Genomic DNA, 10,397 nt, shown 5'->3' on the forward strand with positions numbered 1-10,397 from the left:
GTGGGCGACTGCGGCCTGACCGGGCGCAAGATCATCGTCGATACCTATGGCGGCACTGCCCGCCACGGCGGCGGCGCCTTCTCCGGCAAGGACCCCTCCAAGGTCGACCGCAGCGCCGCCTATGCCGGCCGCTACGTGGCCAAGAACCTGGTCGCCGCGGGACTCGCCGACAAGTGCGAGATCCAGGTCTCCTACGCCATCGGCGTGGCCGAGCCCACCTCGGTCTCCGTCAACACCTTCGGTACCGGCCGGGTGGATGACGCACGCATCATCGAGCTGGTGCGCGAGCACTTCGACCTGCGGCCCAACGCCATTACCCGCATGCTCGACCTGCTGCATCCCATGTACCAGCTGACCGCGGCCTACGGCCACTTCGGTCGCGAGCCCTTCGAGACGAGCTACACCTGGACCGACACCCAGGGCCAGGCGCACACCGAGACTTTCACGGCCTTCCCCTGGGAGGCCACCGACAAGGCCGCTGGCCTGCGCGACGCCGCCAGGCTCTGACCCCCGACGACACGGAGAAACAAGATGTCCCAGAAGCTCTACTGCATCGCCAACTTCAAACCCAAGCCCGGCCGCGAACAGGCCGTGTTCAAGGCCCTCCAGGCGCTCGAGCCCAATGCGCACCGCGAGGACGGCTGCCTCCAGTACACGGTGACCCGGCATATCGATCACCCCAATGCCCAGGGTGCCAGCTACCCCATCGTCTTCCACGAGATCTGGGCCAGCCGAGAAGCCTTCGAGGCGCACTGCAACCGTCGCGAGATCAAGGCGTTCTTTGCCAGCCAGGTCGAGGCTGATGACGGCGACGTGGATCATGCCAATGTCTGCGTCTACACCGACGAGCCCCACGACTACGACGCCCCGGAACTCTGAATCCGACATAAATGGCACGGGCATGACCGCCCGTGCCCATGCATACCACAGGAGATCCTCATGACCGAGCAGAAGATGAACGTCGAGAGCTTCAACCTGGACCATACCCAGGTGAAGGCGCCCTACGTGCGCCTGGCCGACATCAAGGCCGGCGAGAACGGCGATCGCCTCCACAAGTACGACATGCGTATCTGCCAGCCTAACCAGGACCACATGGAGATGCCCGCCCTGCATTCCCTGGAACACCTGATGGCCGAGCTCTCGCGCAACCACTCCAACAAGGTGGTCGACATCAGCCCCATGGGCTGTCAGACCGGCTTCTACATCGCGATGATCAATCACGATGACTACGCGGGGGTGCTCGCGCTGCTGGAAGGCACGCTCAAGGACGTGCTCGAGGCCACTGAGGTCCCGGCCTGCAACGAGATGCAGTGCGGCTGGGCAGCGAGCCACAGCCTGGAAGGCGCCCAGGTTATCGCCCGCGGCTTCCTGGCCAAGCGGGACGAGTGGGACCAGGTCTTCGCGTAACTCACCTTCTCCACCCGCTCTACAAATTCATGATCAAAGCGGCTACGTTGATTGTTTCGGCCGGTGGATCGCAGCAGAGGGCCAATCCGCCGGTTCCCTTGCCTCGCTGAACGAGGGGATTGAGATGAATCACCCGGAACTCGATATCGAGAGGATCACCCGTCAGCTGGCAGACGCCAAGGCCCTGCTGATCGACCAGAGCTTCGAGAGCAAGGAGAGTCGTGCCACGGTGATGCTGGACCAGCAGTCAGTGGGCCGCCTGTCGCGCATGGATGCCCTGCAGGGCCAGGCCATGGCCCAAGCCGAGGAGGATCGTCGACAGTTGGCGATCCGCCGCATCGACGCGGCCTTGGCTCGCCTGGATCGAGGAACGTTCGGGGAGTGTATCGAGTGCGGTGAATGGATCGCCGTTAAGCGACTGGAGTGGGATCCCACCGTGCTGAAATGCATCGATTGTGCCGAGTGAGGAGAGATGCTGAAACTGACGCAAAATGACGTGACGATAGAGGTCATCCTTCGGGAGGGCCTTGATGAAGAGACCCTGGAGGCCGTGGTGGTGCCAGCCACCGAGGCGCAGCGGCGCAACCTTGGCACGGCGGCGGTGGGTCAGGCCTGGATGGCATGGTCGCCCGGTGAGGCCACTCCCAAGATGATCAAGTTCATGCCTCCCTCCCGGGTGTCGGAGGAGGGATGGCGGGAACTGCTCAAGTGTTACCGGTTTGCCCTCCGTGCTGCGGATATACACGAAGTCGCATCCCTGGCCTTACCGCTTCCGGAGGAGGTGGGACTGTCTCCCATCGAGGATGGCCTCGCAGCAAGGCTTTGCCTGACGATCCTGAAGGAAATCGGGGAGCACCATCACCTGAAGCATCTCCAACTGATTGCCAGCGGCCATCAGGAGGCTGTGCTGTACGCCAATCGGCTCGTCGAGGAACAGGGCGTCAGTGCCCCCCTGACTTGAACAGCCGTTCAAGGGTTTGTTATCGTGAACGCCTATTTACCTGACCATCCAGATACCTTTGCCGAGGTCGCTGGTAACTGCAAGAGGAGCAATCCGTTGACACAGTTACTCACCGACACCTTCCCCGGTCCGCCCTAGCGCGTTTCCCTCTATTTGCAACCTGTTCGTCGGCATCTCATGTGATGTCGGACCCTAGCGTTTGCCCGACTCTCGGTTTGCATGAGCCGCGGGTCGAGAGAGGGAAAATCAATGAGCGGCCAAAGTGCCTTTCTCCCCGACGTTGGTGAGCTTTCCTCAGCGGATGGCTGGATCAGCGTCCACCACTACCTGCCACTCGATTCGCGCACGAGCCTGCTGGTGGTCTACCAGGACATGCACGACGCCGGTGTGACGTCGGCCTCCTTCGAGCGGGGACGTTTCCTGAGCCGAACCAATCGGGTCTTGGTACGAGGCGTTCGGGCCTGGCGTTTCCAGGAGGCATGATCCATGAACACTCTTGATCAATTGTCATCGTCGCGCGTCCAGCAGCTGCTGGAGCAGGGCTACTTGAGCATCGACCAGCAACGTCCCGCGCAGGGTGCCTGTGTGGACTACGACCTGTTGTTCATGGGGCAGCGCGTATACGGGCATCGCACCCTGTCAGGGATGGCGCTAGAGGCTGACCAGGCGCTCAACCCTATCGATGCCGTGCTGCTGATGGGGGCGGGGCCGGGCATCAGCTCGGTGTACTGGCGCCACCACGACCCGGTGCTCGCCGAGCAGGAGTCGGCCATCGCCAGGGAGCCCGCCTGGGATTAGCAACGCGTCGTTTCTCGTGTTGTTCAGAGACTCCCACTTCGCGTTCCCATCAGGTCAACCATGTCATCAAGCGCAACCCTCAAGACTGCCGCCTCTCTCCCGCAGGAGGTGGCGAGACGACGTACCTTCGCCATTATCTCGCACCCGGATGCCGGCAAGACGACGCTGACCGAAAAGCTGCTGATGTACGGCGGTGCCATCCGTTCGGCGGGTACCGTCAAGGGCAAGAAGAGCCAGCAGTTCGCGACCTCGGACTGGATGGAGGTCGAGAAACAGCGTGGCATCTCGGTGGCCAGCTCCGTCATGCAGTTCGAGCATGACGGCTGCGTGATCAACCTGCTCGACACCCCCGGCCACCAGGACTTCTCGGAGGACACCTACCGGGTGCTCACCGCGGTGGACGCGGCGCTGATGGTCATCGATGCCGCCAAGGGTGTCGAGGCGCAGACCATCAAGCTGCTGGAGGTGTGCCGGCTACGCAGGACGCCGGTGATTACCTTCATCAACAAGATGGACCGCGAGGTCCGTGACCCCCTGGAACTGATCGACGAGATCGAGGAGATCCTGGGCATGCCCTGCGCGCCGATCACCTGGCCCATCGGCATGGGCAAGCAGTTCGCCGGCGTCTTCGACCTGGGCAGCGAGCGAATGCTCAAGTTCACCCCGGGGGAGAGTCGTCCCGAGACCGACCTCGAAGTGTTGGAGGGAGAAGATCATCCCTACCTCGTGGAACACTTTCCGATCGCACACGCCACCTTCAAGGAGGAAGTGGAGATCGTGCGCGAGGCGGCCGAATCCTTCGATCATGACGCCTTTCTCGCCGGCGACCTCTCGCCAGTGTTCTTCGGCTCCGCGATCAACAACTTCGGGGTGCGAGACATTCTCCAGGCGCTGGTGTCCTGGGCGCCTCCGCCCCGCCAGCGCGAGGCCCGTCAGCGTACGGTACGGCCCGACGATGGTGCCTTTACCGGCATCGTGTTCAAGATCCAGGCCAACATGAATCCCCTGCATCGGGATCGCATCGCCTTCCTGAGGATCTGTTCCGGGGAATACCGCCAAGGCCTCAAGGCCAGACATGTCAGAAGCGGCAAGACGATCCGCCTCGATCACGCCATCACCTTCATGGCCCAGGAGCGGGCCCATCTCGCCTCCGCCTTTGCGGGCGACATCATCGGCATTCCCAACCATGGTCGCCTGCGTATCGGGGACGTGATCACCGAGGGCGAGGTGCTGGAACTCGAGGGAATCCCCCATTTCTCGCCCGAGATCTTCCGCATGGCGCGGCTCAATGACCCGTTGCGTGCCAAGCAGCTCAACAAGGCGCTGCTGGAATTGGGTGAGGAGGGCACCATCCAGGTATTCGAGCCGCTTGAGAAGACGGGAATGATCCTGGGTGCCGTGGGGCAACTGCAGTTCGAGACCGTTGCCCATCGGCTGCAGACCGAATACGGGGTTGATGCTGCCTTCGAGAGTGTGCCGGTACACAAGGCGCTGTGGGTCAGCAGCGAGGATGCCGCCGCGATGAAACGCTTTACCCAGGCCAATGCCAACCGTTTGGCCAGGGATGCCGCCGGGGCGATGGCCTTCATGGCCCCCAACCGATCGATCCTCGATCTGACCATCGAAAAGTGGCCCGAGATCGACTTCAACAGCACCCGTGAGGTGGGCGCGACCTGATCCCCTTACCCCGAATACCGACCTGAACGGACCACGATGAACCAGAAAGCCGATACCCCCGAGCGAGCTGACGAGCGGCGGCAGCTCGATCATACCCTGGAGCGCATCGAGGCCAACCTGGCGGAGCTCGAGATGCGCCTGGCGGCCTATGCCGAGGATATCCAGGCCCAGAAGGAGTACCTCTGGACGAGCCGCGACGAGATGGACCATATCGAGAAGATCTCGGCACGGGAATCCATCGAGCAGGCAGTGATGACCGGCGACAACGCCCTGGCCCGGCGCCACAAGCTCGAAAAGCTTCGGCACTCTCCCTACTTCGGGCGCTTCGACTTCGCCCGGGGCGGCAAGGCCGAGCCGGTCTACATCGGCATCCATCATTTCCATGACGACCTCGCCGGGGTAAGCCGCGTCCATGACTGGCGGGCACCGATCGCCTCGCTGTTCTACGACTACGAGACCGGCCCCGCCACCTACGAAAGCCCCGAGGGGCCGGTGGCGGGCGAGATCTCCCTGAAGCGGCAGTTTCGCATCAAGGGCGGCGAGATCGAGCTGATGATCGACAGCGCGGTGCACGTGGTCGATGAGGTGCTCCAGGAGGAACTGAGCCGCGCCTCCGACGAGGGCATGAAGAACATCGTCGCCACCATCCAGCGCGACCAGAACGCCATCATCCGTAATGACGAGGCCCAGGCGCTGGTGATCCAGGGGGTGGCGGGCTCAGGCAAGACCTCCATCGCCCTGCACCGCATTGCCTATCTGCTCTATCGCTTCAAGGACAGCCTGAGCTCCGAGGACATCCTGATCATCTCGCCCAACCGGGTGTTTTCCGACTACATCGCCAACGTGCTGCCGGAGCTCGGTGAGGAGACGGTCAATCAGGTCGGCATGGAGGAGCTGGCCGATGAGCTGCTCGACGGCCACTACCGCTTCGAGAGCTTCTTCGAGCAGACCACGGCGCTGCTCGAGAAGGACGACGAGGCCATGAAGGCGCGGCTGCGCTACAAGGCCTCGCCGGAATTCCTGACCGAGCTCGACCGCTATGCGGGTCACATTGAGGCCAACCGCTTCGCCGCCAAGGACCTGTGGATAGCCCGACGGCTGGTGCCCGCCTGGCTGCTCGAGGAGGTCTTCCGCAAGCATCGTCACCTGCCCACCAATGAACGCCTCAATCAGGTGAGCTGGGAGATCGAGCGCAAGATCGGCAACCAGTACAACTACGACCTGGAACCCGAGGAGCGCAAGCAGCTCAAGGCGGCCGTCAAGACGATGCTCAGGCAGGCGACCCTGCGCGAGACCTACAAAGGCTTCTACGACTGGCTGGGACGGCCGGAGCTGTTCAGGACCGCCTCCCGGGGGCGGCTGGAGTATGCCGACGTCTTCCCGCTGATCTACCTGAAGATGCGCCTGGAGGGCGTGCGCTCGCGCTGGCGCGAGGTCAAGCACCTGCTGATCGACGAGATGCAGGACTACACCCCGGTGCAGTATGCGGTGATCGGCCGACTCTTCTCGTGCAAGAAGACCATCCTCGGCGATGCCTTCCAGTCGGTGAATCCCTACAGCGCCTCGAAGGCCGAGGAGATACGCCGGGTACTGCGCCAGTCCTCCTGCGTGACCCTCAACAAGAGTTATCGCTCGAGCCTCGAGATCACCCGCTTCGCCCAGCGTATCTCGCCCAATCCCGAGCTGCAGGCGATCGAACGCCACGGCGAGGAGCCGGCGGTGCTCAAGGCCCGCACCCGCAAGGCGGAGCTCGCCACCATCGGCGAGCTGGCCCGCGACTTTGCCGCCTCCGAGCACAACACCCTGGGGATCGTCTGCAAGACCCAGAAGCAGGCCAGGAAGGTCTTCGAGGCGCTGGAGAGCGGCGAGCACGGCAACTTCGAGCGGCTGCAGCTGCTCGGCGAGAAGAGCAGCGCCTTTGGCCAGGGCATCGTGGTCTGCACCGCGCACATGGCCAAGGGCCTGGAGTTCGACCGGGTCATCGTGCCCGAGGTAACGGCGAAGAACTATGCCACCGACATGGAGCGCAACCTGCTCTACGTGGCCTGCACCCGGGCCATGCACCGCCTGGCGCTGACCCATGCCGGCCCCCTGACGCCCTTCCTTGACGGCGCCTGACGGGCGGCACGGCCCCTCCATTCAACACATTACCCACCACCCACCATGAGGACCCCCAGGTGAGTCAAACGATAGCGGTATTGAAAGGTGACGGCATCGGCCCCGAGATCATGGAGGCCACCCTGCGCGTGCTGGATGCGCTCGACTGCGACCTGACCTACGAGTTTCATGATGCCGGCCTTGCGGCCCTGGACAAGCATGGCACCCTGGTACCTCCCGAGACGCTGGCGGCGATAGCGACACACTGCGTGGCCCTCAAGGGGCCGCTGACCACCCCGATCGGCAAGGGGTTCTCCTCCATCAACGTGCAGCTGCGCCGCCACTTCGACCTCTATGCCAACGTGCGTCCGGCGGTCAGTTTTCCCGGTACCCGCTCGCGCTATGACAACATCGACCTGATCACGGTGCGCGAGAACACCGAAGGCGCCTATCTCGCCGAAGGCCAGAGCCTCTCCGAGGATGGCGAGATCGCCCTGTCGAGCATTCGCGTGACCCGCAGCGGCTCCGAGCGCATCGTGCGCTACGCCTTCGAGCTGGCTCGTCAGCGCGGTCGTCAGAAGGTCACCGCGGTGCACAAGGCCAATATCATCAAGACCAGCTCTGGCCTGTTCCTGGAGGTTGCCCGCGAGGTGGCCAGGGACTATCCCGAGATCGAGCTCGAGGAGATGATCGTCGACAATGCTTGCATGCAGCTGGTGATGAATCCCAACCAGTTCGATGTCATCGTCACCACCAACCTGTTCGGTGACATCCTCTCCGATCTGTGTGCCGGCCTGGTCGGTGGTCTGGGCCTGGCCCCGGGGTCCAACATCGGCAGTGAGGTGGCCATCTTCGAGGCGGTGCACGGCTCGGCGCCGGACATCGCCGGCAAGAAGATCGCCAACCCCTGTGCACTGCTGCTCGCAGCGGCTGACATGCTCGACCATCTGGGCATGGTGGAGAAGGGCGCGAAGATCCGGGGTGGCATCCGCGAGGTACTGGAGAATGATCGCGAGCAGGTCACCCCGGACATGGGCGGAGGCGGTAATACCGACACGTTCGCCGATGCGTTGGTTAAAGTAGTTCGGAGATAAAGGTCTTAGAGTGGGGTGTTTTTTCTATAATTTCCTTGGTTAAGTAAGAAAAAAACAAGAGATACAAAACTCCCGGTGAAGACCACATAGGGCTGCACCGGGGTTATGTCACGAGTAAACAATGGGATGGAGTCCTCCCCACCCTAACCGGCGTTGTTACGCCACACTGAGAGGCCTGAATTCAAGCAATAAGTGCAGGATTGCGCCATTCTTCGTATGGCGCAATCCTGCAATAGTTCTATGAATCCAGGAAACGCTACATATGGCTGTACAACCACCCATCCCAAAGAAGGCGCTACACCATCAATAACCGATTACGGTAATGAAGGAATGGCAGAAAAAATGCCCTGAGCTATTTTCCAAGCGAGTGATCAATCACACTGGACCCGACACATAGCAAGCATGACTTGATACGAGCTCTCCAAGAACTTATCTTTTGCTTTGCTTCATCTCCATCACTCTCTTTTGGGTGATGAACCGAGCACACAATTTCACAGTATTTCCCCATATTTCTTGGCCAACTCAACGACCTCCTCACAACACCTCTAACAACTTTATCAACACTACTCCTTTCATCAACGTCCCCCTTAAAACTAAATATTTTTGTGGACAGTTTTTTCTTATTATCCGAAGTATCGACCTCTAGGATATAGCGCTCGCCTCCATCTTCCAAATAAAACTTTGCCATCAAATAACACCGTTGCTGCCCATCCTCCATTTTATGGTAGCCACAACGCGGAACATGGGGTAACGGCTGTACTTTTAGCTCCAGAAGTCTTAGCTTTTCACCCGACTCACTGTCTATCTGCCTTATGATCTGCTTAAGCATAACGAATCGGTTTGAGTACTTCTTCTCTGCCGCTTCAAGTTGCTGATATTCTCCCGGCGCGATACTACCACCGATGACGTCATCGCCGATACCAAAAACCTTGGAGCTATTGGAGCTATTGGAGCTATTGGAGCTATTGGGGCTATTGGGGCTATTGGGGCTATCTAGTTCATCCTGAGCTTCCATCCCTAGCCTCCCTGTCTGCTTGCCATTATACGCAAGCTTCGTAATAGCGGAGTTAGAGAAAACGAGATCCTCCATAGCGAGCTCTATTGATTGCCTTTCCTTGGCCTCATCCGATTCCTGATCCGTATCTATTTCTATGTCGCCAGGGTCTTGAACTCCAGCACCCCCTAGACCTTCACCAGTCCCTCTGACCGGCAGCTTCAGGCTAGGATGATGGAAGTAAACTTCCTGCTCGCTGGCGCCTGCATCCAAGCCATGTAGGGAAGATATCTCCCAGATAAGCATTTCTCGCTTATCACTATCATAGGGGCCCCTAACATTGACCTTCACACCATCTAGAGTACTAGGAGGCTCAAAATCAAACTGCCATCGCTGATAGCCATTACGCTCTCGTAGGTTACGGTTAAGAAGCATCCAGATGGAATCGAAAGATCGGCGTACGTCGTCGCTGAGCAGGAGCCAAGCTAATAGTTCGCGATAAGCCTTTCTCCTAAAGGTGCTGACCGGGGCACCGGTCTTGGCAGGCGTGTGAATATGGATTGCCTCGTCTTCATCCTTTGAGACGTTGAAGATGATGTCCAAGCCATTGGGCTGGTACGCTGCCCTTGTAAGGAATCCAGCATGAAAGAATAACTTCCTGGCCAGCTCGAACTTGGGAAGCCAGACGGTGATCTTCCCGGTATTGAAGACGAAACATTTCTGCTCGGCCACTTCGCCCCTCACAGCCAATCGCCTCGAGAGACGGGGACAGTCTCCCAAGCAGCATTCCTGCCAAGAAGTCACTGGTGGCAGAAAGAACTCCTGCTTAAAGCCGCTACTCCTGTAGAGCTCATCTTCAAGCTGCACAAACTGACGCCCCAGTCCCATCACACACAGTGCCTCGACGGCAAAGTTTCGCGTCAGGTCTTTGCCTTGATGGTCCCTGAAATAGGCTGCTACTCGCCATTGCTGTCGCTCACCGCTGCGCCGGAAGTGGTTACCCATGGCCACAAGCTTCGCATCGGTCGGTATATCCCCTGGATTCATAGAATAACTGCAGCGCTTTGGACCACACGGTAGAGGTAGGAGGGCCAGCGCCGATACCCTCCCTGCTTTACCGACCAAAGTGAAGCAGAGCATGGGATACCGACAGCTGACCCAGATCCAACGATACCAGATCCACGCCCGCTATGACTTGGGCATCAGCCAGCGCCAGATCGGCAGGGAGCTGGGCCTCCACGGCAGCACGATCAGTCGTGAACTGCGCCGCAACGCCACCTCAGGTGGCTATGATCCTGAACAGGCCCAGACGCTCAGTGATCACCGGCGCCGTACCGCGTGGAAGTGGACGAAGCGCCTGCCGAGCATG

The 10,397-nt window shown here is 60.3% G+C and carries 12 protein-coding genes and 1 pseudogene; 12 read left to right on the forward strand and 1 reads right to left on the reverse strand.

The genetic code is table 11. The features are described 5' to 3' along the window. The 11 genes and pseudogenes from BM388_RS16830 to BM388_RS18135 form a co-directional block, all read left to right on the forward strand. The coding region (locus tag BM388_RS16830; protein WP_175535142.1) for a methionine adenosyltransferase domain-containing protein at nt 1–507 on the forward strand (507 nt) is incomplete at its 5' end. A 24-nt stretch (nt 508–531) separates the two neighbouring features. Further along, entirely contained in the window at nt 532–879 is a 348-nt protein-coding gene (locus BM388_RS16835; RefSeq protein WP_027960478.1) for a putative quinol monooxygenase, read from the forward strand. A gap of 60 nt (nt 880–939) precedes the next feature. Continuing rightward, nucleotides 940–1,407: an S-ribosylhomocysteine lyase gene (locus BM388_RS16840; RefSeq protein WP_089852304.1), complete on the forward strand. Its 468-nt coding sequence runs from the start codon at nt 940–942 to the stop codon at nt 1,405–1,407. A gap of 124 nt (nt 1,408–1,531) precedes the next feature. Further along, nucleotides 1,532–1,873 (forward strand): TraR/DksA family transcriptional regulator, encoded by a 342-nt coding sequence (locus tag BM388_RS16845; protein ID WP_089852306.1) that lies wholly within the window; start codon nt 1,532–1,534, stop codon nt 1,871–1,873. Nucleotides 1,874–1,879: 6 nt separating this feature from the next. Further along, nucleotides 1,880–2,368 carry a hypothetical protein gene (locus tag BM388_RS16850; protein WP_089852308.1) on the forward strand — a complete coding sequence of 163 codons (489 nt, stop codon included), beginning with the start codon at nt 1,880–1,882 and terminating at the stop codon, nt 2,366–2,368. 249 nt (nt 2,369–2,617) lie between these two features. Next, nucleotides 2,618–2,851, forward strand: coding sequence for a hypothetical protein (locus tag BM388_RS16855; protein ID WP_089852311.1), 234 nt, complete (start codon nt 2,618–2,620; stop codon nt 2,849–2,851). Nucleotides 2,852–2,854: 3 nt separating this feature from the next. Next, the gene (locus BM388_RS16860) at nt 2,855–3,166 is read left to right on the forward strand and encodes a hypothetical protein (RefSeq protein ID WP_089852313.1); all 312 of its coding nucleotides are present in this window, start codon (nt 2,855–2,857) and stop codon (nt 3,164–3,166) included. 60 nt (nt 3,167–3,226) lie between these two features. Beyond that, a complete protein-coding gene (locus BM388_RS16865) occupies nt 3,227–4,843 on the forward strand; it encodes a peptide chain release factor 3 (protein WP_089852315.1) in 1,617 nt (538 codons plus the stop codon). A 36-nt stretch (nt 4,844–4,879) separates the two neighbouring features. Next, nucleotides 4,880–6,961: a HelD family protein gene (locus BM388_RS16870; RefSeq protein WP_089852317.1), complete on the forward strand. Its 2,082-nt coding sequence runs from the start codon at nt 4,880–4,882 to the stop codon at nt 6,959–6,961. Between the two features lie 59 nt (nt 6,962–7,020). Further along, nucleotides 7,021–8,034, forward strand: a complete 1,014-nt coding sequence (locus BM388_RS16875; protein WP_089852319.1) for an isocitrate dehydrogenase — start codon at nt 7,021–7,023, stop codon at nt 8,032–8,034. A gap of 242 nt (nt 8,035–8,276) precedes the next feature. Next, nucleotides 8,277–8,431: pseudogene (locus tag BM388_RS18135) on the forward strand (IS481 family transposase); the annotation flags it as partial. Here the strand turns inward: BM388_RS18135 and BM388_RS17720 are convergent. Next, nucleotides 8,387–10,075, reverse strand: a complete 1,689-nt coding sequence (locus tag BM388_RS17720; RefSeq protein ID WP_175535143.1) for a Tn7-like element transposition protein TnsE — start codon at nt 10,073–10,075, stop codon at nt 8,387–8,389. The pseudogene BM388_RS18135 and the gene BM388_RS17720 sit on opposite strands and share 45 nt — an antisense overlap. Nucleotides 10,076–10,166: 91 nt before the next feature. Here BM388_RS17720 and BM388_RS16885 point away from each other — a divergent pair. Next, nucleotides 10,167–10,397, forward strand: a 231-nt coding sequence (locus BM388_RS16885) for a helix-turn-helix domain-containing protein (protein ID WP_139233981.1), incomplete at its 3' end; no start/stop codon positions are given.

The organism is Halomonas saccharevitans (genome assembly GCF_900116405.1).
Lineage (GTDB): Bacteria > Pseudomonadota > Gammaproteobacteria > Pseudomonadales > Halomonadaceae > Halomonas > Halomonas saccharevitans.

Excerpts from the sequence above, each read along its gene's own strand:
- BM388_RS16835 (WP_027960478.1), top strand. The coding sequence starts at position 532 with ATGTCCCAGAAGCTCTACTGCATCGCCAACTTCAAACCCAAGCCCGGC.
- BM388_RS16840 (WP_089852304.1), top strand. The coding sequence starts at position 940 with ATGACCGAGCAGAAGATGAACGTCGAGAGCTTCAACCTGGACCATACC.
- BM388_RS16845 (WP_089852306.1), top strand. The coding sequence starts at position 1,532 with ATGAATCACCCGGAACTCGATATCGAGAGGATCACCCGTCAGCTGGCA.
- BM388_RS16850 (WP_089852308.1), top strand. The coding sequence starts at position 1,880 with ATGCTGAAACTGACGCAAAATGACGTGACGATAGAGGTCATCCTTCGG.
- BM388_RS16855 (WP_089852311.1), top strand. The coding sequence starts at position 2,618 with ATGAGCGGCCAAAGTGCCTTTCTCCCCGACGTTGGTGAGCTTTCCTCA.
- BM388_RS16860 (WP_089852313.1), top strand. The coding sequence starts at position 2,855 with ATGAACACTCTTGATCAATTGTCATCGTCGCGCGTCCAGCAGCTGCTG.
- BM388_RS16865 (WP_089852315.1), top strand. The coding sequence starts at position 3,227 with ATGTCATCAAGCGCAACCCTCAAGACTGCCGCCTCTCTCCCGCAGGAG.
- BM388_RS16870 (WP_089852317.1), top strand. The coding sequence starts at position 4,880 with ATGAACCAGAAAGCCGATACCCCCGAGCGAGCTGACGAGCGGCGGCAG.
- BM388_RS17720 (WP_175535143.1), bottom strand. The coding sequence starts at position 10,075 with ATGAATCCAGGGGATATACCGACCGATGCGAAGCTTGTGGCCATGGGT.